This is a genomic window from Amycolatopsis xylanica, assembly GCF_900107045.1.
GTDB classification, from domain to species: Bacteria; Actinomycetota; Actinomycetes; order Mycobacteriales; family Pseudonocardiaceae; genus Amycolatopsis; species Amycolatopsis xylanica.
The window spans coordinates 260822-285074 of the sequence record NZ_FNON01000010.1 but is presented as its reverse complement, the minus strand read 5'-3'; the positions used below and the strand labels follow the sequence as shown (position 1 = coordinate 285074).

Below are 24253 nucleotides of genomic sequence, written 5' to 3'. Positions count from 1 at the left end.
GCGAGAATCCGCCCGCCGATCACATGTTCTTCGGCGGGGACGTACTTCATCCTCGTGGCACCGATTTTCGTGTTCGATGCCCGAGGAGTGTGAAGCCGAATGTTCTCCCGCCCTCTACGCGCTCGCCACCGAATCACGACACTGGCCGCGGCGCTTTTATTGGCGCCCATGCTCGGCCCGCCCGGCGCGCACGCCGCGGCGCCCGCCAAGGCGGAATCCCCGCAGTCCCACCGGATCACCTTGGTGACCGGTGATGTCGTGACGTACGAGCAAGACCCCGACGGGCACCGCAGCGCCCAGGTGGAGGCGGCGGAGCGGCCCGACCGGCCATCGCCCTCCTTCCAGACGCTCACCACACCCGGTGGTTTCTTCGTCTACCCCTCGGACGCGCTGCCCTTGGTCAACAGTGGCGTGCTCGACCGCGACCTGTTCAACCTGACCGCGCTCACCGCGGACGGGCGCGACGACACGGCTTCCGCCACCATCCCGGTGATCGCGTCCTATCGCGACGGGACCAAGCAGTCCGCGAAAGCCTTGAGTGGCAAGGCGGATCTGCTCCCGCAGACCGAACGGCACGTCACGCTGCCCACGGCGGGCGGGGTGGGCCTGCGGGTCAAGAAGGGTGGCGCGCCCGAGTTCTGGCACTCGGTCGCGGGCACCAAGGACCTCTCGCGGCTCACGCTCGACCGCAAGGTGCGGGTGGCGCTGGACAAGAGCACGGCCCAGATCGGCGCGCCCGCCGCGTGGAGCCGCGGCCTGGACGGCACCGGCACGACGGTCGCCGTGGTCGACACCGGGATCGACCCCGAACACCCTGACCTCAAAGGAAAAGTCGTCGACTCCGCCGACTTCAGTTACGAGGGCGACACCGTGGACCGGCACGGCCACGGCACCCACGTCGCGTCCATCACGGCGGGCACCGGCGCCGCGTCCGGCGGGAAGTACAAGGGGGTCGCGCCCGGCGCGAAACTGCTGGTGGCCAAGGTGTTCGACGGTTCGGGCGAAGGTGACACCAGCCAGGTGATGGCGGGGATCGACTGGGCCGTCGGCAAAGGCGCGAAGGTGGTCAACCTGAGCCTGGGCGCCGGCGTGAGCGACGGCGCGGATCCGCTTTCGCAGCAGCTCGACACGCTGACCGAGCAGACCGGAACCCTGTTCGTGGTGGCCTCCGGCAACTCCGGGCCGGGCGACCGGACGGTCACCACCCCCGGCGCGGCGGCCTCGGCGCTCACCGTGGGCGCGGTCGACGACGCGAACAAGCTCGCCTGGTTCAGCAGCCGCGGCCCGCGCTTGCGCGACGCGCTCGTCAAGCCGGAGATTTCCGCGCCCGGTGTGGACATCGTCGCCGCCCGCGCTTCGGGCACCTCGATGGGCGCGCCCGTCGACGACTTCTACACCAGCGCTTCGGGCACTTCGATGGCGACGCCCCACGTCGCGGGCGCGGCCGCGATCCTGCTGCAGCAGCATCCCGACTGGTCCGGTCCCCTGCTCAAGAACGCGCTCGTGACCTCCGCGAAGGACATCGGGCTGCGCTGGTTCGAGGAGGGCGCGGGCCTCGTCGACCTCTCGCGCGCGGTCACCCAAGGCGCTACCGGTCCGGCGACGGCCAGCTTCGGGCGGAACGAACGCCAGCCGGGCGGCACCCCGGCGGTGCCGCGCACTCTGTCCTACACCAACCATTCCGACCAGCCGGTCAAACTGAACCTGAGCGTGAAAGTCCAGTCCTGGGACGGAACCCCGCCACCGGCTGACGGGATCAAGCTCACGGAGAGCACGGTCTCGGTCCCGCCCAAGTCCACTTCGGACGTCACGATGACCGTGTCACCCGACGCGGGCACACCGGGCGTGTACGGCGGCACCGTGGTCGCCAGCAGCAGCGACGGCGCGGTGGTGCGCACCCCGCTGAGCACCTACAACGCGCCCGCGTTGTTCCCGGTGACCGTGCGGGTGCTCGACTCGTCCGGCAAGCCGCCCGACCTGGCCGTCGCGCAGCTGGTCGACGACACCGCCGGGTCGAGCAACCGCAACGACCCGTTCCTCGATCAGCTGAGCCAGCAACTCGAACTCGTCGACGGCGTCGGGCGGGCTTCCCTGCCCGCCGGAAGCTACTCGGCGCTCGGCTGGACCTTGGAGCAAACCCTTGCGCAGCGCCGTTTCTCCGCGCTGAGCGCGTCCGAGGTGGCCGTCACCGGCGCGACCGAGATCACGCTCGACGCCACCAAGACCGTCCCGGTCCGCATCGTCACGCCCACCCGCACGGATCAGCGCGACCGCACGGTCATGCTGCGCCGCGTGATCCCGGCGAGCGGGGACAAACCCGGGTTCATCGCCGAAGCGGGACTCACCGCGGGCGCCACCGACTGGGAGGTGCGGGCGACCGCGTCCGCCCCGGCCAGGACAGGAGCGATTTCCTTGCAGGACAGCGCGATGCTCGCCCAGCCGACGGCCGAGGTCTCCGTGGGCGGCACGCCGCTGGCGCCGCTGTACGACCCGGCTTCGCTGGCGGCGAGCTGGGCGGGTGACCGCTCGGTGCCGGTCGTCTTCGGTGGCGGCGGAACCGCCGCGGAACTCGCCGGGCTGGACGTCAAGGGCAAGGCGGTGCTCGTCCGGGTGCCCGCCCAGGACGCCGACACGGTCTCGGCGGGTGCGCTGAACGCCGTCAAGGCGGCCAAAGCCGCCGGCGCGGCCGCGGTACTCCCCTATGCCGGTATCGCGGGCGCGTTGCCGATCCCGAGCCTGACCAGTGCCACGCTGCCGACGCTTTCGCTCGGCTGGGATCACGGTGAACTGTTGCGCGCCAAGGGAAACGTCAACCTGCGCGTGCTCGTGCGCGCGGCGCCGGACACCATGTACAACCTCAGTTACCTGGATCCCAACGGGGTTCCGCGCGACCATGTCCGCACGGTCGACCCGGCGACGCTGGTCGCCACCAAGACGAGCTACCACGCCGATCTGCCGGGACTGACCGCGCAGAAGCTCACCTACGCGTTCCCGACCGGCCTGTGGGCGAGCCAGCTCGTGCAGGGCACGAAGCTGCCGATGCCGATCGAGTACACCGAACTCACCGGCCCCGGCGACGACCGGACGGCGTGGAAACGCGTGGTGACGCTGTCCGGCACCGACAGCAAGGGCAGGCGCGCCGCGTTGTCGATGTACGCGCAGAACCTCTACCGGGCGGGCGAGCGGACCCGGCCTGACGAGCACTGGTTCCGCGCCGACATGCACAGCACCGCGGTCGAGCTCGCGTCCGATCACCCCGCGCGGTATCCGGCCACGGCGAACGGCTGGAAGATGCTGTGCGGGCTGTGCCGGGGCGGGCCGGATCCGGACCTGTTCCTCCCGGCGGCACAGTGGGCCGACGGCGCGGGCGGGCATTTCACCAGCCCGTACGAGTCCGGCAAGTACTTCGCCACCACCTCGGTGCGGCTTTTCCAAGGCGTCACCGAGATTCCGCCAGCCAACGCCGATGATCCCTACGCGTTGCTGCCCGTGTTCCGGCTCTCCCCGGGTAGCGCGGCGTACCGGCTGGAGATGACCGAGATCATGCCGTCGTCGGCGCAGGTCGGCGCGCCGAGCACGGTGCTCTTCCAGCGTGCGCCGCGCACGGACACCACGTGGATGTTCACCTCGGCCAGGCCGTCCTCACCGCCGCCGCCCGGATACAACTGCTACCGCTCCGGGACGGTGTGCGCCTTCCAGCCGCTGATCCAGCTCGAGCACCGGCTCCCGCTCGACCTGAACAACCGGGCGCCGGCGGGCAAGCCGTTCACCTTCGAGACGACAGCGGCGTCGCACACGGGCGCGCGTGGCGGCGGCCCGGTGACGCAGCTGAAGGTGTCGGCTTCGGCGGATGAGGGTGCCAGCTGGGCTCCGGCGGTCGCCAAACCGCTCGGTGACGGACGCTGGAGTGTCACCGTCACTCCGTCGCGGTCAGCGGCGGCGGGCGGCTTCGTCTGGCTGCGGACGGAAGCACGCGACAGCGCGGGCAACACCGTCACGCAGACGGTCCAGCGGGCGTACGCCCTGCAGTAGGGGGCGGGGGCTGGGGCACCGGCACGGTGACCCAGCCCCTGGCCGCGGCCTGCAGGCCAGCCTGGAAGCGGGTCTGCGCGCCGAGGAAGTCCATCAGCTCGCGCAGCCTGCGCTGAAAGGTCCGGTAGCTCAGCCCCAGCTGCTTGGCGATGCTGCGGTCCGGCAGCCCGGTGGTGAGCAGCGCGAGCAGCCTGCTGTCCTCTGTGGACAGTGCGTTGTGCGCGGAGTGCGCACTGCCGGGCAGGCACAGCGGCAGGCTGTGCCGCCAGAGGTTCTGGAACAGCGCGCCGAGCGCGTCGAGCAGCGTGGACGGGTGGACCACGAGCGCGATCTCGACCGTCGGCGCGTTGGAATGCAACGGCACCAGCGCCAGGTGATGATCGGCGACGATCATCTTCAACGGGGCCTCCGCGGTCACCCGCGCCTCCTCGCCGAGCAGCAAGCCAGCCTCGAGGTCGGCGTAGAGATCGTGCAACTCCAGCGCGCCGCGGTCGTAGACGCCGCGGAACCGGACGCCCGCGCCGAGCAGATCCCGTTCCGCCGGATGCAGCGTGGCGGGCGCCTTGGCGTACGGGGGTTTGTCGACGAAACGCACCTCATGCCTGGCGGAGCGCATGATCTGGTCGGCCCGGCGCGCGATGGCCTCGCTGCCGCGCACCACCTCGATCAGGTCGGAAGCCTGTCTGCCGACAGCGTGCCGATGGCGGTCCTGGAACCGGTTCGCCACCAGACGAGCACTCTCCAGCTCTTGCTCTTTGAGAAGCACCAGCGCGCCGAGCCCGACATCGGGAGCGACGGCCGTGAACCGCACCGGCTTGCCCGGGGCGCGGATAACCAGGTGTTTCGAGGTGAGCCCGCGTAGCACCTGGCTGAGCCGTTGCCTGCTCAGGCCGAGTTCGGCGGCGAGCTCGGCCGTCGTCATCGATCGGCTGTCGACCAGCGCACCGTAAACCCGCAGGTCGAGTGGGCTCAATCCGATGACGTCGAGCATGTGCGCACCTCGCAAGGGTCGGCGGACTTCCAGTGTCCCGCGTCACAGAGGTTGCCGAACGACTGTTACCGATATATCGTGAACGTGTCGGAACAGTTCGTTAGACATCTAGAGGAGAAAAGATCATGAGAGGACGACGACACTTCCCGCCGCCGCACGTGCGCGAGGCCTTCGGCCCGTTCGGACGCGGTGGCTTCGGGGAATTCCCCGCGGGCTGGGGCCCTGGGCCCCGTGGTCACGGCCGCGGCCGTGGCGGACCCGGCAGGCGAGGCAGGCGCGGTGACGTCCGCGCGGCGATCCTCGCCCTGCTGGCCGAGCAGCCGAGGCACGGCTACGAGATCATCGGCGAGATCAGCGAGCGCAGTGGCGGATTCTGGAAGCCGAGCCCCGGCTCCATCTACCCGACGCTGCAGCTGATGGCCGACGAAGGACTCGTGACCAGCCGCGAAGACAGCGGCAAGCGCCTGTTCGAGCTCACCGAAGAGGGCCGCTCGGCCGCCGAGCAGCAGGACGCGGTGCCGCCGTGGGAGCACATCGCCCACGAGGTCGACCCGATCGAGGTCAACCTGCGCAAGGCGGGCATGACCCTGATGGCCGCGGCCGTCCAGGTCGCGCAGGCCGGTTCACCGGCTCAGAAGGCGAAGGCCATCGAGGTGATGAACGAGGCGCGGCGCGCGCTCTACGGGATCCTCGGCGCGGCGGACGACGAATCCGAAGCCGAGTGAAGCGGGATGACGAGGCCGGTGGGCTTGCGCCGCACATGCACGCGGTAGCTCACCGGCAGCGTCACCGGGCCACGGGAATCGTTGGCCCGTAACACTTCCGCGATCGCGCGTTCGGCGACGGCCGCGCTGAACTCGATCTTGAGCACGGCCTTCATGGCCTCGGCGTCGTCGAAGCGCCAGCGGGTTTCCACCCGGCGGCAGCCGAAACCGGCGGCCGCGAAGAACCGCTCGACGGCCACCGGGTCGTAGTCGGGCAGATCCGCCCGCATCCAGTCGCCGTAGGGGGCACGGCTGACGTCCAGGTCGACGATGGCGAACACGCCACCCGGCCGCAGCACCCGCTCCGCCTCACGCAGCCCCGGATCGCAGCCGGGGCCGAAGAAGTACGCCGTCCGCGCGTGCACGACGTCGACGCTCGCGTCGGCCACCGGCAGCGCCTGGGCGCACCCGCGGAGCACGTTCACCGAAGCCAGATCCTTCACCCGCAGCAAGGCGCGCTCGACGAGCGGCTCGTGTGGCTCGACCCCCAGCACCGACTTGGCCTGTTCGGCGAACCGCGGCAGATGGAAGCCGTCGCCGCAGCCGACGTCGAGCACGTCCTTGCCCTGCCAGCAGGCGGATTCCGCCAGTACCTGCCAGATCTCCCCGTCCACGTCCTGCGCGCGGTTCTCGATCTCGTACGCCTGGGGGTAGTACCAGATATTCGGGCTCGGCAAGACCTCCGCCTTGCGCGGCACGCGCGAGGACGGGGCGGGACGGGTGAACCAGCGCACGGAAGCTCCAACGTAACCAGGCGGCCAGGTAGTTCCGCTTGGGTTGCGATCATCATATTTCGGTCCGGAGAACGCGAGGTCAGCCCGTAGAATTGTGCTTTGGGATCTGCGAGGGAGATCAGCATGTCGCTCAGTTCTCCGTCCGTGCCACGCGTCCTGCCGTCCGGCATCCCCTGCTGGATCGAGCTCTCCACCACCGACGAAGCACGGGCCCAGCACTTCTACGGCAACCTTTTCGGCTGGCAGTACGCGACGAACCGCGACCCGGCGACCCCCACGAGGCGCTACTCGATCGCTTCGCTCAACGGCGTGGCGGTCGGCGGCCTCTACACCGGCGCGAGAAACCAGGCGCCTGGCTGGACAGTGCATTTGTCCGTGCAGCACACGGCGAGCGCGGCCGAATGGGTGACCGAACTAGGCGGCAAGGTCACGCTCGGGCCGATCGCCATCCCGCAGCGCGGCAGCATCCTGCACGCCATCGACGCGAGCGGCGCGCCCGTGGTGTTCTGGGAACCGGACGTGAGCTGGGAGTTCGGCACCGGTGTCGCCAACACGTTCAGCGGCGCCGACCTCAACGTGCACGACGGTGAGGCGGCCGATCACTTCTACTGCAGGCTCTTCAACTACCAGAGCCATCAGATCGGCGACGCGGAGACCGTCGACTACGCCGAATGGTGCATCGAGCACGAACCGGTGCTGTACCGGTACGTGATGGGCCGCGAATATCTGCCGTCCACGCCGCCGCACTGGCTGGTCTACATCAAGGTCGATCCCGCGAAGGGCACCGACGCCGTCGCCGGGCAGGCGCTGCTGCACGGCGGGTCCGTCGTGATCGAGCCGTACGACACCCCGTTCGGGCGGGTGGCGATACTGGCCGATCCCGACGGCGCCGTCTTCGCGGTCATCGACCACGAGTACATCGCCGACAACGTGGGCCGCGCCGAGGTCGACGACCCATACGACGACTAGGGCCCTCAGACAGGGACGAAGGCGCTCAGCAGCAGCCAGGACACGACCGCGGACGGCAGGAGCGAGTCGAGCCGGTCCATGATGCCGCCATGGCCCGGCAGCAGGTTGCCCATGTCCTTGATGCCGAGGTCGCGCTTGATCAGCGACTCGACGAGGTCGCCGAGCGTCGCGACGAGCACGATCGCGATGCCGTAGAGCACGCCCTGCCAGACGTGGCCGTCGACGAGCAGCGTCAGGGTGAGCGCACCCGCGACGATGCCCGCGATCACCGAGCCCGCGAAGCCTTCCCAGGTCTTCTTCGGGCTGATGCTCGGCGCCATCGGATGCTTGCCGCGCAGGACACCGGCGGCGTACCCGCCGGTGTCCGAAGCGACGACACCGATCATGAACACCAGCACCCGGCCGGGGCCGTCGGCCGGTGGCACGAGCATCGCGGCGAACGCGCCGAACAGCGGCAGGTAGCCCGCCGCGAAGATCGTCGCCGTGACGTCGCGCAGATAGCCTTCGGCGCCGCCCGGCAGCCGCCAGACGAGGCAGGCCAGCACGGTCAGCACGAACGCGATCAGCGCGCCGCGCAGCCCGAACGGCCAGGCCAGCCAGATCATCGCCTGGCCACCGGCGAGCACCGGGACCATCGCGACCTGGATGCCGGCCGCGCGCTTGAGCGCGCCTGCCAGCTCGACCGTGCCGACCGCGATCGCGGCGGCGATGATCGCGATGAACAGGTACTTCACGGTGAACAGCGACGCGATGATCGCGGCACCCAACAGCAAACCGACGCCGATGGCCGCGGGCAGGTTACGCCCCGCCCGCGACGGCTTCTTGGCGTCCTGCGCCGGTTCGGGCGCCACGACCGTTTCCTCGCGATCCTCGCTCACCTGTGCCATCAGACCTCGAGCAACTCGGCTTCCTTGTGCTTGACCAGCTCGTCGACCTTGTGGCTGTAGGTGTCGGTGAGGTTCTGCAGTTCCTTCTCGGCGCGCACGACCTCGTCCTCGCCCGCCTCGCCGTCCTTCTGGATCTTGTCCAGCGTTTCCTTCGCCTTGCGGCGCACGCTGCGGATGGAGACGCGGGCGTCCTCACCCTTGCCCTTGGCGAGCTTCACCATCTCCTTGCGGCGCTCTTCGGTGAGCTGCGGGATGACGATGCGGATGACGTTGCCGTCGTTGCTCGGGTTCACGCCGAGGTCCGACTCACGCAGCGCCTTCTCGATCGCGTTGAGCTGCGTGGCGTCGTACGGCTTGATGAGCACCATTCGCGCCTCGGGGACGTTCACGCTCGCCAGCTGGTTCAGCGGGGTCGGCGCGCCGTAGTACTCGACGACGATCCGCGAGAACATCGACGGGTTCGCCCGGCCGGTGCGCACCGACGCCAGGTCCTCCTTCGCGACGTTCACCGCTTTTTCCATCTTCTCCTCGGCGTCGAGGAGGGTCTCGTCGATCACGGTAACTCCCGTTGTTGTCCAATGGTGTGACGCTGTGCTGACACCGGCCGGTACCTCAGTCTCCGGGGGTACTGACCAGAGTGCCGATTCTTTCACCACTCACCGCGCGGGCGATGTTCCCCTCGGTGAGGAGGTTGAACACGATGATCGGCATGTTGTTGTCCATGCAGAGGGTGAACGCGGTGGCGTCCGCGACCTTGAGGTCCCGCTCCAGCACCTCGCGGTGCGTGATCTCGTGGAACATCTCCGCGCTGGGGTCGCTCTTCGGGTCGGCGGTGAACACGCCGTCGACGGCCTTGGCCATCAGCACGGCCTCACAGCCGATCTCGAGCGCGCGCTGCGCGGCGGCGGTGTCGGTGGAGAAGTACGGCATGCCGACACCGGCGGCGAAGATGACCACGCGGCCCTTCTCCAGGTGCCGCTCGGCGCGCCGCGGGATGTAGGCCTCGGCGACCTGGCCCATGGTGATCGCGCTCTGTACGCGGGTGGGCAGGCCCTCCTTCTCGAGGAAGTCCTGCAGCGCGAGGCAGTTCATCACGGTGCCCAGCATCGCCATGTAGTCGGCGCGGTCACGGTCCATGCCGCGCTCGGAGAGCTCGGCGCCGCGGAAGTAGTTGCCACCGCCGATGACGACGGCGATCTGCACCCCGGTCCGCGCGACCTCGGCGATCTGCCGGGCGACCGAGTGCACGACATCGGGGTCGACCCCGATGGCACCGCCGCCGAACATCTCACCGCCGAGCTTCAGCAGTACTCGCCGATAGCCGCCGTTGACCCGGTCACTCATCTTCGGTTTCGCTCCCTAGACCGCTGTAATTCGTCTGGACCCGACTGTGCCCCGTCCCCGGCACGGGCGGAGACGGGGCACAACCTGCGAGAACTAGCCGGTTCAGGCCTGGCCGACCTCGAAGCGCGCGAACCGGGTGATGGTCACACCCGCCTCGTCCAGCAGCGCCTTCACGGTCTTCTTGTTGTCCTTGACCGACGGCTGCTCGAGCAGCACGTTGTCCTTGTAGTACGCGTTGACCTTACCCTCGATGATCTTGGGCAGTGCCTGCTCGGGCTTGCCCTCTTCGCGGGCGGTCGCCTCGGCGACACGACGCTCGTTCTCGACGACCTCGGCCGGGACCTCTTCGCGGGTCAGGTACTTGGCCTTGAGCGCGGCGACCTGCATCGCGGCGCCGCGGGCGGCGTCGGCGTCGTCACCGGTGAACTCGACCAGCACGCCGACGGCCGGGGGCAGGTCGGCGCCACGGCGGTGCAGGTAGGTGGCGGTGGTGCCCTCGAAGGACACGACGCGGCGCAGCTCCAGCTTCTCGCCGATACGGGCGGCGAGCTCCTGGACGGCGGCGTCGACGGACTTGCCGTCGAGCTCGGCGGCCTTCAGCTTCTCGACGTCGTCGGTCTTGACGGTCTTCGCGACCTCGACGATCTTCGCGGCCAGCTCCTGGAAGTCGGCGTTCTTCGCGACGAAGTCGGTCTCGGAGTCGAGCTCGATCAGGACACCGTCCTGGCCGGCGACGAGGCCCTCGGAGGTGGCGCGCTCGGCGCGCTTGCCGACGTCCTTGGCACCCTTGATGCGCAGGAACTCGACGGCCTTGTCGAAGTCGCCGTCGTTCTCGTCGAGCGCCTTCTTGCAGTTCATCATGCCGGCGCCGGTGAGCTCGCGCAGGCGCTTCACATCTGCGGCGGTGTAGTTCGCCATGGTGCTAAATCCCGTCCTTTTTCAGGGCGTGTGGTTCGGGGGAAGAATGAGAGCCCGCGCGGCCCGAGCGAACTCGGGCCGCGCGGGAGCAGCGCGTCAGGAAGAGGCGGTGGCGTTCTCGGCCGGCACCTCGGTGGCCTCGGCGGCAGCGGCCTCGGTGGTGTCGGAACCGGCGAGCAGCTCCTTCTCCCACTCGGCCAGCGGCTCGTCGGAGGCGACGCCCGGCTCCGGCTTGTCGGTGCCCGCGTCGGCGGAACCGTTGCGGCTGGAGCGCTGCAGCAGACCGGCGGCGGCGGCCTCGGCCACGACCTTGGTCAGCAGCGCGGCCGAGCGGATCGCGTCGTCGTTACCCGGAATCGGGTAGTCGACCTCGTCCGGGTCGCAGTTGGTGTCGAGGATCGCGACGACCGGGATGTTCAGCTTGCGAGCCTCGCCGACGGCGATGTGCTCCTTCTTGGTGTCGACGATCCACACGATCGAAGGCACCTTGGCCATGTCGCGGATACCGCCGAGGGTCTTCTCGAGCTTGTCCTTCTCACGGGTGAGCGTGAGGATCTCGCGCTTGGTCAGGCCGACGAAGCCGCCGGTCTGCTCCTGCGACTCGAGCTCCTTCAGGCGGAGAAGACGCTTGTGCACCGTCTGGAAGTTGGTCAGCATGCCGCCGAGCCAGCGCTGGTTCACGTAGGGCATGCCCACGCGCGAAGCCTCGGCCGCGATGGCCTCCTGGGCCTGCTTCTTGGTGCCGACGAACATGATGGTGCCGCCGTGCGCGACGGTCTCCTTGATGAACTCGTACGCACGGTCGATGTAGGTCAGCGTCTGCTGCAGGTCGATGATGTAGATGCCATTGCGCTCGGTGAAGATGTAGCGCTTCATCTTCGGGTTCCACCGACGGGTCTGGTGCCCGAAGTGCACGCCGCTGTCGAGCAGCTGCTTCATGGTGACGACGGCCATAGCCGGAATCGCACCTCTTCTGTGTAGTGCCCGCCGGGCGTCCGCTCCGGCAAGCTGGTTCGGTTTGCCGCCGCCGGCCGGGTGGCCGACAGCCCTGGTGCTTGAGCGAGAACCCGAATCCGCTGGTCGGAGCACCACCGGAACCGCCGGGCCTCGTATCTTCCGGCCGCCGCTCACCTCAAGGAGATGAAACAAAAGCGGCCAGAATGCGCACGAGCACGCGAAGTCAGTCCACTCACATGGACTGCGGGAAACAGTCTACTCCGTCACGCGGGCACTGTTCCCACCGGCAGCACGAGCAGTGGTGAGTTGTCCACACCCGCCCCGTTCATCCACAGATCACGCCTGGTCACCCCCACAGCGCGCGGCCGGAGGCGAGCCTGGGGAGATGGACCGATTCCTGCTCGCGCTGGCGGCGTTCGCGGCGCTCTTCCAGCCCCGTTTCGACTGGCCGCTCTCCCCCGTCCCGACGGTGACCAGGCCTTTCGAAGCCCCCGCCGACACCTACAGCGCGGGCCACCGCGGCGTCGACCTCGCGGCCTCACCCGGCCAGGAGGTGCTGGCGGCCGGTCCGGGCGTGGTCGTGTTCTCGGGTTCACTGGCCGGGCGCGGGGTGGTGTCCGTCGACCACGACGGCGGCCTGCGCACGACGTACGAGCCAGTGCTCCCGGCCGTGGCCGCGGGCGACCAGGTCCACGGCGGGCAGGTGCTTGGAACGGTGACCCCCGGCCACCCGGGATGTCCCGTCGAGGCATGCCTGCACTGGGGCGTCCGCCGCGGCGAGGACTACCTGGATCCGCTCACCCTGGTCCCCGTCCCGCGCACCCAGCTCCGCCTCAAGCCCTGGGAAGACCCCGAATCCCCCTGACCCGCCCCGCCCATTCCCACGCGGTCGACAGAGATGCCCGAGCGTGAGGCACGAGGTGCCCGACTGGCCGACACGCGTACACGGATGGCCGCCACGCGTACACAGCCGGACGACACGCGTACCTGGATGGACGACACAGCGGGCCTGAGGAGTCGGCGGGCGGGGTGGCTAGACGCCGGATTGCTCGACGAGTTTGGCGCGCAGGCGCATGACGGCTCGGGTGTGGAGCTGGCTCACGCGGGACTCGGTGACGCCGAGGACCTTGCCGATTTCGGCGAGGGTGAGGCTCTCGAAGTAGTAGAGGCTGACGACGATGCGGTCGCGCTCGGTGAGCTGGGAGATGGCGTCGGCGAGCTGGCGGCGGTTGTCCTGGTCGACGAGGACGGCGACCGGGTCGACGGCGTCGTCGTCGGGGAGGGTGTCGACGAGCGAGCCGCTTTCCTTGCCCGCGGCGACCAGGTCTTCGAGCGCGACGACGCTGGTGAGCTGGAGCTGGCCGTAGAGGTCGCGGAGCTCGTCGAGGGTGATGTCGAGTTCGGCGGCGAGCTCGGCGTCGGTCGGGGTGCGGTGGAGGCGGGCGCCGAGGCGTTCGAGCGCGCGCTCGGCCTCGCGGGCGCGGCTGCGCACGACGCGGGGTACCCAGTCCTGGGAACGCAGGTCGTCGAGGATGGCGCCGCGGATGCGCTGCATCGCGTAGGTCTCGAAGCGCAGGCCGCGGGCGGGCTCGAATTTCTCGATCGCGTCGACCAGGCCGAAGATGCCGGATTGGACCAGGTCACCGACGTCGACGTGGGTGGGCAGCCCGGTGCCGACCCGGCCGGCGACGTACTTGACCAGCGGCGCGTAGTGCAGGACGAGCCGGTCCCGCAGCACCTGCTCGGGAGCGTCGGAGAACTGCTTCCAGAGCGCCTGGATACCGGAGTCGACGTCGTAGCCCGCGGTCTTCTCGCGTGCTTGGCCGGGTACCACGTCATCACCGTCCGAACACGGCTGGCCGTGTTCGACGGTTTCGCTCAGCTGCGGGTCGGCGGTCACCGGACCGCTCTCACTGGCATCTGGCTCAGTTCTTTCTCCGGCCTCGTACGAGTTCTCTCGCGCCTGTGCCTGTTCTCTGCCCCCGTGACCGGCCGGACGGTCCCCGGCATCAGCGGGCCCGGGGGTGTGCTCGGTCATGGATCGCCTTCAGCCGCTCGACGGTCACGTGAGTGTAGAGCTGCGTCGAGGCAAGCGTAGCGTGACCAAGCAGTTCCTGAACGCTGCGAAGGTCGGCTCCGCCCTCCAAGAGGTGCGTTGCCGCCGAATGGCGTAGTCCGTGTGGCCCCATATCCGCAGCCCCAGGCACCGATCCCACGGCGTCGTGGACCAGGCGGCGCACCGAACGCTGATCCATCCGCCTCCCCCGGATTCCCACGAACAGAGCAGTGCCACCCGGCGCGGCGAGCGCGGCGCGTCCCGCGTCGAGCCATTCCCGGACCGCGCTGTCAGCGGGCGCCCCGAACGGCACCATCCGCTCCTTGTCACCCTTGCCGAGCACGCGAATCATCCGCCGCCCGAAATCGACGTCGCCGACGTCGAGCCCGCACAGCTCCGAAACCCGCACTCCGGTCGCGTAGAGCAGCTCGAGGACCGCGTGGTCACGCAGCGCGACCGGATCCCGCTCAGCGGCGCCTGTCGCGGACGCCCGCATCAGCTCGTCGGCCTGCTCGGGCCGGAGCACCCCCGGCAACTTCCGGTGCGCCCTCGGCGCGACCAGCCGGGCGCCGGGGTCCGTCGCCAGCGCGCCGCGCCGCTGCGCCCACGTGGTGAACGTCCGCACCGCCGCGGCCCGCCGCGCGAGCGTGGTCCGGCTGGCGCCCCCGGCCCGCTGCCCGGCCAGCCACGCGCGCAGCACGCCGACATCGAGCGCGCTGAGCTCGGCCGACTCGTCGCGATACACGAAGCCCAGTAGCGAGACGACATCCCCGACGTACGCGCGCACGGTGTGCTCGGACAGCCCCCGTTCCAGCCGGAGGTGCCGCTCGTACTCACCGACGAGCTCGCCGGCCGCCTCGGGCAACCCCGCGCGGACCCGCCGAAGATCGACGCGCTGCGTACTCGAACTGGGCATGACGTTGACGCTGCGCGATCGGCCGCGTGCGGTCAAGGGGGCGCGCCCAGGCCGCCGCCCCGAAATCCATCACTCGCCGCGAGTTCGGCCACCGGCGGGCGACCACCCTTCCAGGCCTCGCGTCTTCGCCGGCGCCGGCGAAGACGCCGAAAGCCCTGGCAGCGGGGCTCACTCAGGAATCAAGCCGCCTCCAACCCGCTTCGCCGTGCTCGGCGAAGCCGTCGATTTCGAGCGCGGGCAGCAAAGCGCGGACACGGGACACCGGAACGCCCGACTCGGCCGCGATGTGCTGGACGGACTTGGCGCGGCGCGGGGCCAATGCCTCGTGGACGCGCAGGGCTTCGGGACCCAGCCTGTCCGTCCGGCGCCGCGGGCTCGCTCTCGGCTGTTCGCCGGCCGCGAGCTTGCCGACCGCGCCCGCCACGTCCTGGACCGACGTGACCAGGCTGGCGTGGGCCTCCCGGATCAGGTCATGGCAGCCGACCGACATCGCCGAGGTGATCGGGCCCGGCACCGCCATCACCACCTTGCCGAGCGCGCCCGCGGTGGCCGCCGTGTTCCGCGCGCCGCTGCGCTGCCCGGCTTCGACCACGATCGTGCCTTCGGTCAAGGCTGCGATCAGACGGTTGCGGACCAGGAAGCGATGCTTCGCGGGCGACGTGCCCATGGGGTACTCACTGATCACCACACCGCTTTCGGCGATGCGGTTGAGCAAGCCCTCATGACCCGCCGGATAGCCCGCGTCCAGCGCACACCCCAGCACGGCGACCGTGAAGCCCTCCGAGGCGAGCGCGCCCCGGTGCGCGGCGCCGTCGATGCCGTACGCGGCGCCCGAGAAGATCGGGAAACCCGCCGAAGCCAGGCCGAATCCGAGCTCCGAGGCGACGTGTTCGCCGTAGCCCGTGGCCGCCCGCGCGCCGACGATGGCGATCGCGTTGTCCGCGGCCTCGTCGAGCGGACGCTGACCGCGCACCCACAACGCGAGCGGCGGCACCGCCTCACGGATGCCGTTGCCTTGCGCCAGCGTCAACGAGTGCAGCGGCCAGGACGGCCACTCGTCGTCTTCCGGGATCACGAGCCTGGCGCCGAGGCGCTCGGCCTCCGCGAGATCCTGCTCGGCCAAGTCATAGCCCGCGCGAGCCGAGGTCTCCTGCCAGACCTTCTCCGGGCAGTCCCTGGCGCGAACCCGGTCGGCCGCGTCGACCGGACCGAGTTCACCGACGAACGACACGAGCTCGGTGGCTGGCGGCTCCGCGACACGCACCAGATACGCCCTGGCGAGCCGCTGATCGTCCAAGACGCTCATGCCGCCTGCCTCTCACGGAAGTCCAGCGCGGCGGCCACCTCGTCCTCGTCGGGCCGCGCCGCACCCGCCAGGTCGGCGAGCGTCCACGCGATCCGCAGGCAGCGGTCCGCACCACGAGCGGTGAGCAGACCTCGGTCCAGACCACGGTCGAGCAACGCCGTCGCCTTGGCGGGTAAGGAGAATTCCCGCCGGAGCACCGGGCCAGGCACCTCCGCGTTCGATTGCCAGCCATGCTCGGCCCACCGCGCCGCTGCCCGCTGCCGCGCCTCGATGACCCTGGTGCGGACCACCGTCGTCGACTCCGTCTCGCCCAGGTCGTGAGCGCTCATCGCCGTCATCGGCCGCAGCTTGGTCCGGAGATCGACGCGATCGAGCAACGGGCCCGACAACCGGCTCAAATACCGGCGCCTGGCCGTCGCCGAGCACGAACAATCCGTTTCCTTCGGTGGCGCACAAGGACAGGGATTGGTCGCGAGCACCAGTTGGAACCGCGCCGGATACCGGACCACACCGCGAATCCGCCCGATACGCACCTCGCCGTCTTCCAGAATGGTGCGCAGTGATTCGAGCCGATCCGAAGGGAATTCGCAGACTTCGTCCAACAGCAGGATTCCGCGATGTGCCCTGCTGATGGCGCCGGGAACCGCCAGTCCGCTGCCACCGCCGATCAGGGCGGCGACCGAAATCGAATGGTGCGGCGCGACGAACGGCGGCACCGTCACCAAAGGCGACCCCGTGGCCAGCGAACCGTCGATCGAATGCACGGCCGTGACTTCGAGCGATTCCTCGTGTGTCAGCGGCGGCAGCAATCCAGGCAGGCGCTTGGCCAGCATGGTCTTGCCGACGCCAGGCGGGCCGGTCATCAGCAGGTGGTGGCCGCCCGCGGCCGCGACCTCGAGCGCCCAGCGTGCTTCGGGCTGGCCGATCACGTCCGCCAGATCCGGCACCTCGGCGGGCTCGGGCGGCGCCGGCGGCGGAGGCTCGACCAGGTCGTTCTCGTCCCTGAGCCACGCCACGAGGTCACGCAGCCGCGCCGCGCCCAAGATCTCGAGACCGTCGACGAGTGCTGCCTCGATCAGCGATTCCACCGGAACCACCGCGCGCTTCATCCCGGCTGCCCGAGCCGCCAGCAGCCCCGGCAGCACGCCACGCACCGGCCGGACCCGGCCGTCGAGCGCCAACTCCCCGAGCAGGACGCTGCGGACCAGCCTCGTCGACGGGACCACCCCGGACGCGGCCAGCACCGCGGCGGCTATCCCGAGGTCATAGCCCGAACCCACCTTCGGCAGGTTCGCGGGCGACAACCCGAGCGTGACCTTGCCATCCGGCCACGACTGCTTCGAGTTGCGGACGGCCGAGCGGACCCGGTCCTTGGCCTCGCGCAACCCGGCGTCCGGCAGGCCGACGAGCTTGATGCCCGGCATCCCGCCACCGATATCGGCTTCGATTTCGACGATCCGGCCCTCGATACCGAGCAGGGCGACGGACCACGCCTTCGCGATGGGCATCTCAAAACGCCCCCTCGATGTGCTTGAGGCGCGGCTGCCTGCCCGGTGGCGCGTGCACGGCGATCACGTCGAACCGGATCGGGGTCCAGTCCATCCGGTGCTCGGTGAGCCATTCATGGGCGAGCCGCCGGATGCGGTACGCCTTCTCCTCGGTCACCGCCGCCTCGGGCGGCCCGGTACTCGCGCCCGCTCTGGTCTTCACCTCGCAGACCAGCAGCATCGTGCGATCGGTCGCCACGATGTCCAGCTCGCCGGACCGGCTGCGCCAGTTCCGTTCGAGCACGACGAAACCGGCGTTCTCCAGATGCCGCACGGCCAGGTCTTCGCCGAACCTGCCCAGTCGCTGGCGCCGTGTCAGTGTGTTCGTCATCGTCATCCCCTTCAGCGATCACGGTGGGTACGCGATCAACGCTGCCAGGGCGACAGGACGGCACACCAGATCCGTTTCCCGGATCTGTGGATAAGTGGGGCGATGTGGACAACTCGGCCGCCGGAGGCCGCGCCGAGCCGAAAGTGTCGGGGGTCTGTGCTAGGTCAGCCCGAGAACGGCCCGTCCTCGGGAAGCCGCAGGTCAGGCTTATCGAGCTCCTCGACGTTCACGTCCTTGAATGTGATGACCCGGACATGCTTCACGAAGCGGGCAGGGCGGTACATGTCCCATACCCAGGCGTCCGACATCCGCACCTCGAAATAGACCTCGCCACCGCCGTCGCGCACCTGCACGTCGACGGCATTGGCCAGGTAGAAGCGCCTTTCGGTCTCCACCACGTACGAGAACTGGCTGACGATGTCGCGGTACTCGCGGTACAGCGACAGCTCCATCTCGGTCTCGTACTTCTCGAGATCCTCTGCGCTCATGAAGTCTGCGCCCCTCCTCGGGATTCAACGGCGAAGCGTTCATTCTTGCCTACCGAGGTATCGGTGGCACTCACCGCCGCACCCATCTCCTTTGAGACTGACTCCAATGCCGCAACGGTCAACATCACCTGATGCGGAGGAGTATGACCCAAAGCGGCCGCCACCGTGGCCACGTTGGTGTACGACCACCGGTGCACCTTGCTCGGGCCGTGCTTCGCGAGCGCGGCCGTGTGCTCGGCGGTGCTGTAGCCCTTGTGCACGTCGAAGCCGTAATGCGGGTGCTCCTCGTGCAGCCCCGCCATGATCCGGTCCCTGGTCACCTTCGCGAGCACGGACGCGGCCGCGATGCAGGCCACCGCCCTGTCGCCCTTGGTCACCGGCACGCTCGGCGCGGGCAGGCCCGGCACCCGGAACCCGTCGGTGAGCACATACCCGGGCGTCTGGCGCAGGCCCTGGACCGCGCGGCGCATGCCCTCGATGTTCGTCACGTGGATGCCCAGCGCGTCGACCTCGTCGGCGCCGATCACCACGATCGAGTAGTCCACCGCCCTGGCCAGCACGCGGTCGTAGACCCGGTCGCGGGCGAGCGCGGTGAGCAGCTTGGAATCGGTGAGCTCCGGCAGCCGGGCGGCGTCACCGGGGCGGAGCACGCAGGCGGCGACCACGAGCGGCCCGGCGCACGCGCCGCGCCCCGCCTCGTCGACACCGGCGACGGGACCGAGGTCACGCCGGTCGAGAGCGGCCTGAAGACCCCAGAAGCCGTCGCCCCTGACCACCGCGCGTGGCGGTCGCAGAGGGGCTGACGGCTCCCGGGAAACACACAGTGTCAACGCTCTAACGCTTTCGCTTGACCGACTTTCGCAGGCCCGCGGACAGGCGGCGCCCGAAGAACACCACCGGGAAGGCCGCGGCCGTGCCGACGCCCAGCGGGATGCCCTGCTGCCACGCGGGCGCGGACAAAGCCGCGGGCTGCGCGGCTTCCTGCGGGTTGTGGTCGGTCACGCCACCCCAGCGGGACGGCGGGAGCACGATGATCCGGGCCTTGCCGATCACGTTGTCGAGCGGGATGGTCGCGTTCGGACCGCCACCGCCCTGGTAACGCGAGTCACCGGAGGCGTTGCGGTTGTCGCCCATCACCCAGAGCCTGCCTTCGGGAACCTTGACCGGCTCGAAGGACGCCTGGGTCTGCTGGCCCGGGTCTTCCCAGTGGATGTACGGCTCGTCGAGTGCCTTGCCGTCCACGATCACCCGGTTGCGGGCGTCGCAGCACTGGACGGTCTGGCCGCCGACGGCGATCACGCGCTTGACGAAGTCACGCTCGTCCGGGGGCGCGAAACCGATCAGCGAACCGAGCCCGCGCAGGCCCTTGACGATGATGTTGCCCGACTCCTGGGACACGATCTCCGTGTTGTTCCACGATTCCGGGCCCTTGAAGACGATCACGTCGCCGGGGCTCGGGTCCGTGAAGTCGTAGACGACCCGGTCCACCAGCACCCGGTCGCCGAAGCAGCCGGTGCACCCGTGCAACGTGGACTCCATCGACCCCGAGGGGATCATGAAGACCTTGGCGAGGAACTGCTGGATCAGGATCGTCAGCACGAGCGCGACGACGATCAGGATCGGCAGTTCTTTCCAGAACGAGCGCTTCTTGCTGGATTTGCCACGCCGGTGAGAAGAGCGGCGTCCGGAAGAGGAAGGCTCCTCTTCCGGACGCTCGGCATCGTCTTCAGCGGCATTCTGGGGCACGGGTTCTACCACGTCGCCAGGCTACCGTTCTCCGCGTAAAGGCTTAGGAAGCGGAGGTCGTCTCGCGGTTTTCGCGGCGCTCCTTGATCTTGGCCGCCTTGCCGCGCAGGTCGCGGAGGTAGTACAGCTTGGCGCGACGCACGTCGCCGCGCTTGTGCACCTCGATCTGGGCGATGTTCGGCGAGTGTACCGGGAAGGTGCGCTCCACGCCGACACCGAACGAGACCTTACGCACGGTGAAGGTCTCGCGGATGCCACCGTTCTGGCGGCGGATCACGACGCCCTGGAAGATCTGGTTCCGCTCACGGTTGCCCTCGATGACGCGGACGTGAACCTTCAGCGTGTCGCCGGGGCGAAAGTCCGGGATGTCGGAACGCAGCGAGTGCGCGTCCAGTGCGTCCAGGGTGTTCATCGGTGGTCCGTCCTCGTCATTTCAGTGTGGCTTGCGTACTTCCGGGCGCGCGCGGATTGAACTGCGCTCGAACCCGGGGGCTGTGGTCGGCGGAAGGCCTGCTCACGCCAACCGGTCAAGTATTACAGATAGCTACCCGACCCCTGCATGGGGCCTACTCCGAGGCCTCGCGAAGACTCTCGAGAAGCCGGAGATCGTGTTTGTCGAGACTACCCTCGGGCAGCCGGTCGATGAGCTCGGGGCGTCGCCGGGCGGTCCGCTCCAGCGCCTGATCACGGCGCCAGCGGTCGACCAGCGCGTGGTTCCCCGAGCGCAGGACGTCCGGAACGGCCAGCTCACGCCAGACTTCCGGGCGGGTGTAACTGGGTCCTTCGAGCAGGCCGTCGGAGAACGAGTCCTGCTCGGCGGAGAGCTTGTTGCCGAGCACCCCGGGCAGCAGCCGGACGACGGCCTCGACCATCACCAGCACCGCGGCCTCGCCGCCGACCAGCACGTAGTCGCCGATCGACACCTCGTCGACCGGCATCCGGCGCGCGGCGTCGTCGATCACCCGCTGGTCGATGCCCTCGTAGCGGCCGCAGGCGAACACCAGGTGCTCCTCCGCGGCGAACTCGTGCGCCATCGCCTGGGTGAACGGGCGGCCCGCCGGCGTCGGCACGACGAGCCTGGTCTTGTCACCGCAGACCTCGTCGAGCGCGGGGCCCCAGATCTGCGGCTTCATGACCATGCCGGGGCCACCGCCGTAGGGCGCGTCGTCGACGGCGCGGTGCACGTCCTGCGTCCAGTCACGCAGGTCGCGCACGCCGATCTCGATGAGCCCGCGTTCGATCGCCCTGCCCAGCAGCGCGGCCCTCAGCGGGTCGAGGTACTCGGGGAAGATCGTGACGACGTCGATGCGCACTTAGTCCAGCAGTCCTTCCGGCGGGTCCAGGACGACCCGGCCACCGGCGATGTCGACGGTCGGCACGATCGCGCGCACGAACGGCACGAGCACCGTCCGGCCGTCGCGGTCGAGCGAAAGCAGCTCGCCCGCCGCCGAGTGCAGGACCTCGATCACCTTGCCGACCACGGTGCCGTCCACGAGCTCAGCGCGGAGGCCTTCGAGCTCGTGGTCGTAGAACTCGTCCGGGTCATCCGTCGGCGCGAGGTCCGCCGTGTCCGCGAGCAGCAGCGCGCCCCGCAGGGTCTCCGCCACGTCCCTGGTCACGACCTCCGTGAAACGCACGAGCAGCCGCCCGCTGTGTGAGCGGGCGGCTGCCACGGTGAGTTCACGGTGTGAGCCGTCACGCAGCTTCGTCGTCATGGCCTTGCCGACGGCGAAGCGCTGATCGGGAGAGTCGGTGTGCACGTCGACGGCGAGTTCACCGTTGATGCCGTGCGCCTTCGCGACCCTGCCCACTACGACCTGCACTGTGTTCTGCCCTGTTCTGCGTCAGCGGTCGGTGTCGACGACGTCCACGCGGACGCCGCGGCCACCGATGCCGCCCATGACCGTGCGCAGGGCGGTCGCGGTACGACCACCGCGACCGATCACCTTGCCGAGATCGTCGGGGTGCACGTGCACCTCGAGGGTCCGGCCGCGGCGAGTGGTCAGCAGTTCGACCCTCACCTCGTCCGGGTTGTCGACGATGCCGCGAACGAGGTGTTCGAGTGAGTCGGCGAGGAAGCTCACGCTTCGGCCTTCTCTCCCTCGGCCTTGTCCTCGGTCTTCTTGGGGGCCTTCTTCGACTTCGGCGTGGTGGCCTCGTTCGAAGCGGTGTCACCGGCGGCGGCGAGCGCGGCGTTGAAGAGGTCCTGCTTGGACGGCTTCGGCTCCGCGACCTTCAGCGTGCCCTCGGCGCCCGGGAGGCCCTTGAACTTCTGCCAGTCACCGGTGATCTCGAGGATGCGCTGGACCGGCTCGGTGGGCTGCGCGCCGACCTTCAGCCAGTGCTGCGCCCGCTCGGTGTCGACCTCGATGAAGGAGGGCTCCTCCTTCGGGTGGTACTTGCCGATCGTCTCGATGGCCTTGCCATCACGACGGGTGCGCGCGTCGGCGACGATGATCCGGTAGTACGGCGCACGGATCTTGCCAAGGCGCTGAAGCTTGATCTTGACGGCCACGGGTGTGGGTACTCCTCAGTTCTCTCGCTGCAAGGTCGACGCCCAGCGGTCCGTGTGGGGATACGGATTTGGGCACCAAATGTCAGGAGCTCCGGCGCGGTGAGAGGGTCCGGCCGAGGCAAGCAAGGGAACATTCTGCCAGATGGCCTCAGCGACCTGCGCGGCAGGCTAGATCGTGGCGATGCCGAGCGAGGTCAGCAAGATCGCGAGCGCCGGGAGGAAGTTGTTCATCTGGTGCGCGACGACGCTGCCGAGCAGGCGCCCGGTGACCAGCCGCGCGAGGCCGATCGGGATGGAGATCACGATCAGCAGCGTGGTCCGCAGCGGTTCGAGGTGGCTGGCCGCGAACACCGCGGTCGAGAGCACGAAGGCCGCCGTCCTGCCGACGCGCTCGTTGCTCCAGTGCAGCCGTTCGACCGCGCCCCAGAGCAGGCCGCGGTAGATGACCTCCTCGCAGATCGGGCCGAGCAGCCAGAGGTAGAGGAACATCGCGACCGCGGCCGAGACGGACATCTTCTGGTCCCCGACCAGCGCGCTGATGGCGGAGGTCGCGTTCCGGTCGCCGACGAGCTGGGTCCACACGTAGGCGCCGATCGACGTCAGTACCAGTCCGAGCACCCCGAACTTGAGCCCGGTGCGGACGTCGGCCCAGCGCCAGGCCAGGCGCAGGTCGGCGACCGGGCCGTTGCCCCTGAGCCTGGTGATCAGCAACGCCACCGCCGCGGCCGTCATGGTCGGGGCCGCCGTGCCGATGAGCACGTCGCGGACAGGGATCGGCTGGCCGGACGGCCTGTCGCCGAGCAGCACGCCGACGAACGCGGCCGACGCGAGCAGCACCGCCTCGACGAGCAGGAAGGCGCCGAATCCCCAGCGAGGCGGTCTCGGCGGATCCTCGTCCAAGACGGAGGAAGCCGGCTCTTGAGCTGTCACAGCCGATCCTCCGTGGTCTGGGTTGATGGTGAGCCTAGCGCCGCTGTGCGTGTCCGGTCAGTTACCGCCGAGCAGCAAAAGCGCGGGCGGCAGGTTGTTGGCGGCGTGCGCGACGACGGCCGCGCCGGCGTTTCCGGTGAAGTACCTGGCGAGGCCGATCATGATGCCTTGGGCGAACAAGGCGATCGTGCGCGTCGGCTCACCGTGCAGATGCGCGAAGACGATCGCGGTCAGCACCAGCGTCACCCATTGCGGGATCTTGTAGCGGTCGAGCGCCGACCAGAGCGCGCCGCGCACGAGCAGCTCTTCGGTGAGCGGCGCGGCCAGCACGACGATCAGGGCGGCCAGCACCAGCCAGAGCCTGGATCCGCCCAGCTCGCTTGAGAAGTCGGTAAGCGGATTCTCGGAGGCTCGCTCGGTTCCGTAGACCGCGATCAGCACCAGGTTGGCCAGGTATCCGGCCAGCAGCGCGAACCCGCCGCAGGCCAGGCCGACCTTGATGTCACGCAGGCCGATCGTCCCGAAGTCGACGCGCAGGCCGAGTCCCCAGAGCTTGGACCCGATCAGCGGTCCCAGGCCCAGCAGCAGGTTCGGCACGAACGCGACCAGCAGCAGCGGGCCGACATCGTGGAGTTCGAGCTGGTCGAAGCCGCCGAAGTGACCGGAGAAGAAGACCGCGATCAGCAGGTTGGCGAGGTGGTAGCCGCCGATGCCGATGAAGAAGGCGAGAAAGCCCCAGTGGGCGCCGAGCACGAGTCCGGCACGGACGTCCTGATCTGGCTCTCGGTCCACCACACTCCTACGCTAGGTCACCAGGCCGTG

At 69.3% G+C, this 24253-nt stretch carries 26 protein-coding genes; 4 read left to right on the top strand and 22 right to left on the bottom strand.

What is annotated here, in order from left to right; translation table 11 throughout:
• Window positions 1-168 precede the first annotated feature (168 nt).
• Window positions 169-4032, top strand: coding sequence for a S8 family serine peptidase (locus tag BLV57_RS36400; protein ID WP_091297444.1), 3864 nt, complete (start codon window positions 169-171; stop codon window positions 4030-4032).
• Here BLV57_RS36400 and BLV57_RS36395 read toward each other — a convergent pair.
• Entirely contained in the window at window positions 3995-5023 is a 1029-nt protein-coding gene (locus tag BLV57_RS36395) for a helix-turn-helix domain-containing protein (protein ID WP_091297441.1), read from the bottom strand. The two genes, BLV57_RS36400 and BLV57_RS36395, sit on opposite strands and share 38 nt — an antisense overlap.
• Window positions 5024-5148: 125 nt before the next feature.
• On the opposite strand from BLV57_RS36395, the gene BLV57_RS36390 reads away from it, so the two are divergent.
• Window positions 5149-5748, top strand: coding sequence for a PadR family transcriptional regulator (locus BLV57_RS36390; RefSeq protein WP_091297440.1), 600 nt, complete (start codon window positions 5149-5151; stop codon window positions 5746-5748).
• Here BLV57_RS36390 and BLV57_RS36385 read toward each other — a convergent pair.
• Window positions 5703-6521, bottom strand: a complete 819-nt coding sequence (locus BLV57_RS36385; RefSeq protein ID WP_091297437.1) for a class I SAM-dependent methyltransferase — start codon at window positions 6519-6521, stop codon at window positions 5703-5705. The genes BLV57_RS36390 and BLV57_RS36385 overlap by 46 nt on opposite strands.
• A 123-nt stretch (window positions 6522-6644) precedes the next feature.
• Here BLV57_RS36385 and BLV57_RS36380 point away from each other — a divergent pair, with 123 nt between their 5' ends.
• Window positions 6645-7490 (top strand): VOC family protein, encoded by an 846-nt coding sequence (locus BLV57_RS36380; RefSeq protein WP_091297435.1) that lies wholly within the window; start codon window positions 6645-6647, stop codon window positions 7488-7490.
• Between the two features lie 5 nt (window positions 7491-7495).
• Here the strand turns inward: BLV57_RS36380 and BLV57_RS36375 are convergent, their stop codons facing one another.
• The 5 genes from BLV57_RS36375 to rpsB all read right to left on the bottom strand — a co-directional run bounded on the left by BLV57_RS36375 (window position 7496) and on the right by rpsB (window position 11593).
• Window positions 7496-8377 (bottom strand): phosphatidate cytidylyltransferase, encoded by an 882-nt coding sequence (locus BLV57_RS36375; RefSeq protein ID WP_091297433.1) that lies wholly within the window; start codon window positions 8375-8377, stop codon window positions 7496-7498.
• Window positions 8377-8934, bottom strand: coding sequence for a ribosome recycling factor (gene frr, locus BLV57_RS36370; RefSeq protein WP_091297430.1), 558 nt, complete (start codon window positions 8932-8934; stop codon window positions 8377-8379). Before frr ends, BLV57_RS36375 begins: the two co-directional genes overlap by 1 nt.
• Before the next feature lie 55 nt (window positions 8935-8989).
• The gene (gene pyrH, locus BLV57_RS36365) at window positions 8990-9721 is read right to left on the bottom strand and encodes a UMP kinase (RefSeq protein ID WP_091297428.1); all 732 of its coding nucleotides are present in this window, start codon (window positions 9719-9721) and stop codon (window positions 8990-8992) included.
• A gap of 102 nt (window positions 9722-9823) precedes the next feature.
• Complete coding sequence (gene tsf, locus BLV57_RS36360; RefSeq protein WP_091297425.1) at window positions 9824-10639, bottom strand: translation elongation factor Ts; 816 nt, start codon at window positions 10637-10639, stop codon at window positions 9824-9826.
• A 96-nt stretch (window positions 10640-10735) separates the two neighbouring features.
• Window positions 10736-11593 carry a 30S ribosomal protein S2 gene (gene rpsB / locus BLV57_RS36355; RefSeq protein WP_091297422.1) on the bottom strand — a complete coding sequence of 286 codons (858 nt, stop codon included), beginning with the start codon at window positions 11591-11593 and terminating at the stop codon, window positions 10736-10738.
• A 388-nt stretch (window positions 11594-11981) separates the two neighbouring features.
• Between rpsB and BLV57_RS36350 the strand changes: the two genes are divergently transcribed.
• A complete protein-coding gene (locus BLV57_RS36350) occupies window positions 11982-12461 on the top strand; it encodes a M23 family metallopeptidase (protein WP_091297420.1) in 480 nt (159 codons plus the stop codon).
• A 168-nt stretch (window positions 12462-12629) separates the two neighbouring features.
• On the opposite strand, the gene BLV57_RS36345 is transcribed toward BLV57_RS36350, so the two are convergent.
• The 15 genes from BLV57_RS36345 to BLV57_RS36275 form a co-directional block, all read right to left on the bottom strand.
• Window positions 12630-13634: a FliA/WhiG family RNA polymerase sigma factor gene (locus BLV57_RS36345; RefSeq protein WP_176968961.1), complete on the bottom strand. Its 1005-nt coding sequence runs from the start codon at window positions 13632-13634 to the stop codon at window positions 12630-12632.
• Window positions 13606-14568, bottom strand: a complete 963-nt coding sequence (locus BLV57_RS36340) for a tyrosine recombinase XerC (RefSeq protein ID WP_091297418.1) — start codon at window positions 14566-14568, stop codon at window positions 13606-13608. Before BLV57_RS36340 ends, BLV57_RS36345 begins: the two co-directional genes overlap by 29 nt.
• A 172-nt stretch (window positions 14569-14740) precedes the next feature.
• Complete coding sequence (dprA, locus tag BLV57_RS36335; protein WP_091297416.1) at window positions 14741-15874, bottom strand: DNA-processing protein DprA; 1134 nt, start codon at window positions 15872-15874, stop codon at window positions 14741-14743.
• Window positions 15871-17382 carry a YifB family Mg chelatase-like AAA ATPase gene (locus BLV57_RS36330; protein WP_091297413.1) on the bottom strand — a complete coding sequence of 504 codons (1512 nt, stop codon included), beginning with the start codon at window positions 17380-17382 and terminating at the stop codon, window positions 15871-15873. The genes dprA and BLV57_RS36330 overlap by 4 nt, the downstream gene beginning before the upstream one ends.
• A 1-nt stretch (window position 17383) precedes the next feature.
• Window positions 17384-17758 carry a YraN family protein gene (locus BLV57_RS36325; protein WP_091297410.1) on the bottom strand — a complete coding sequence of 125 codons (375 nt, stop codon included), beginning with the start codon at window positions 17756-17758 and terminating at the stop codon, window positions 17384-17386.
• 158 nt (window positions 17759-17916) lie between these two features.
• Window positions 17917-18240 (bottom strand): DUF2469 domain-containing protein, encoded by a 324-nt coding sequence (locus BLV57_RS36320; protein WP_091297407.1) that lies wholly within the window; start codon window positions 18238-18240, stop codon window positions 17917-17919.
• Window positions 18237-19016, bottom strand: coding sequence for a ribonuclease HII (locus tag BLV57_RS36315; protein ID WP_091297405.1), 780 nt, complete (start codon window positions 19014-19016; stop codon window positions 18237-18239). The genes BLV57_RS36320 and BLV57_RS36315 overlap by 4 nt, the downstream gene beginning before the upstream one ends.
• A gap of 58 nt (window positions 19017-19074) precedes the next feature.
• Window positions 19075-19998 (bottom strand): signal peptidase I, encoded by a 924-nt coding sequence (gene lepB / locus BLV57_RS36310; RefSeq protein WP_091297401.1) that lies wholly within the window; start codon window positions 19996-19998, stop codon window positions 19075-19077.
• 31 nt (window positions 19999-20029) lie between these two features.
• Complete coding sequence (gene rplS / locus BLV57_RS36305) at window positions 20030-20398, bottom strand: 50S ribosomal protein L19 (protein ID WP_091297399.1); 369 nt, start codon at window positions 20396-20398, stop codon at window positions 20030-20032.
• 154 nt (window positions 20399-20552) lie between these two features.
• Window positions 20553-21299 (bottom strand): tRNA (guanosine(37)-N1)-methyltransferase TrmD, encoded by a 747-nt coding sequence (gene trmD, locus BLV57_RS36300; RefSeq protein WP_091297397.1) that lies wholly within the window; start codon window positions 21297-21299, stop codon window positions 20553-20555.
• A complete protein-coding gene (gene rimM, locus BLV57_RS36295; protein ID WP_091297394.1) occupies window positions 21300-21809 on the bottom strand; it encodes a ribosome maturation factor RimM in 510 nt (169 codons plus the stop codon).
• A gap of 21 nt (window positions 21810-21830) precedes the next feature.
• Entirely contained in the window at window positions 21831-22070 is a 240-nt protein-coding gene (locus BLV57_RS36290; RefSeq protein ID WP_003103110.1) for an RNA-binding protein, read from the bottom strand.
• Window positions 22067-22501: a 30S ribosomal protein S16 gene (gene rpsP, locus BLV57_RS36285; RefSeq protein WP_091297391.1), complete on the bottom strand. Its 435-nt coding sequence runs from the start codon at window positions 22499-22501 to the stop codon at window positions 22067-22069. Before rpsP ends, BLV57_RS36290 begins: the two co-directional genes overlap by 4 nt.
• A 168-nt stretch (window positions 22502-22669) precedes the next feature.
• On the bottom strand, window positions 22670-23431 hold the full coding sequence (locus BLV57_RS36280) for a CPBP family intramembrane glutamic endopeptidase (protein ID WP_091297388.1): 762 nt from the start codon (window positions 23429-23431) through the stop codon (window positions 22670-22672).
• Between the two features lie 57 nt (window positions 23432-23488).
• A complete protein-coding gene (locus tag BLV57_RS36275) occupies window positions 23489-24223 on the bottom strand; it encodes a CPBP family intramembrane glutamic endopeptidase (protein WP_091297386.1) in 735 nt (244 codons plus the stop codon).
• Window positions 24224-24253: the final 30 nt, after the last annotated feature.

Excerpts from the sequence above, each read along its gene's own strand:
- BLV57_RS36400 (WP_091297444.1), top strand. The coding sequence starts at position 169 with ATGCTCGGCCCGCCCGGCGCGCACGCCGCGGCGCCCGCCAAGGCGGAA.
- BLV57_RS36395 (WP_091297441.1), bottom strand. The coding sequence starts at position 5,023 with ATGCTCGACGTCATCGGATTGAGCCCACTCGACCTGCGGGTTTACGGT.
- BLV57_RS36390 (WP_091297440.1), top strand. The coding sequence starts at position 5,149 with ATGAGAGGACGACGACACTTCCCGCCGCCGCACGTGCGCGAGGCCTTC.
- BLV57_RS36380 (WP_091297435.1), top strand. The coding sequence starts at position 6,645 with ATGTCGCTCAGTTCTCCGTCCGTGCCACGCGTCCTGCCGTCCGGCATC.
- BLV57_RS36375 (WP_091297433.1), bottom strand. The coding sequence starts at position 8,377 with ATGGCACAGGTGAGCGAGGATCGCGAGGAAACGGTCGTGGCGCCCGAA.
- pyrH (WP_091297428.1), bottom strand. The coding sequence starts at position 9,721 with ATGAGTGACCGGGTCAACGGCGGCTATCGGCGAGTACTGCTGAAGCTC.
- tsf (WP_091297425.1), bottom strand. The coding sequence starts at position 10,639 with ATGGCGAACTACACCGCCGCAGATGTGAAGCGCCTGCGCGAGCTCACC.
- rpsB (WP_091297422.1), bottom strand. The coding sequence starts at position 11,593 with ATGGCCGTCGTCACCATGAAGCAGCTGCTCGACAGCGGCGTGCACTTC.
- BLV57_RS36350 (WP_091297420.1), top strand. The coding sequence starts at position 11,982 with ATGGACCGATTCCTGCTCGCGCTGGCGGCGTTCGCGGCGCTCTTCCAG.
- BLV57_RS36345 (WP_176968961.1), bottom strand. The coding sequence starts at position 13,634 with ATGACCGAGCACACCCCCGGGCCCGCTGATGCCGGGGACCGTCCGGCC.
- BLV57_RS36340 (WP_091297418.1), bottom strand. The coding sequence starts at position 14,568 with ATGCCCAGTTCGAGTACGCAGCGCGTCGATCTTCGGCGGGTCCGCGCG.
- dprA (WP_091297416.1), bottom strand. The coding sequence starts at position 15,874 with ATGAGCGTCTTGGACGATCAGCGGCTCGCCAGGGCGTATCTGGTGCGT.
- BLV57_RS36330 (WP_091297413.1), bottom strand. The coding sequence starts at position 17,382 with ATGCCCATCGCGAAGGCGTGGTCCGTCGCCCTGCTCGGTATCGAGGGC.
- BLV57_RS36325 (WP_091297410.1), bottom strand. The coding sequence starts at position 17,758 with ATGACGATGACGAACACACTGACACGGCGCCAGCGACTGGGCAGGTTC.
- BLV57_RS36320 (WP_091297407.1), bottom strand. The coding sequence starts at position 18,240 with ATGAGCGCAGAGGATCTCGAGAAGTACGAGACCGAGATGGAGCTGTCG.
- rplS (WP_091297399.1), bottom strand. The coding sequence starts at position 20,398 with ATGAACACCCTGGACGCACTGGACGCGCACTCGCTGCGTTCCGACATC.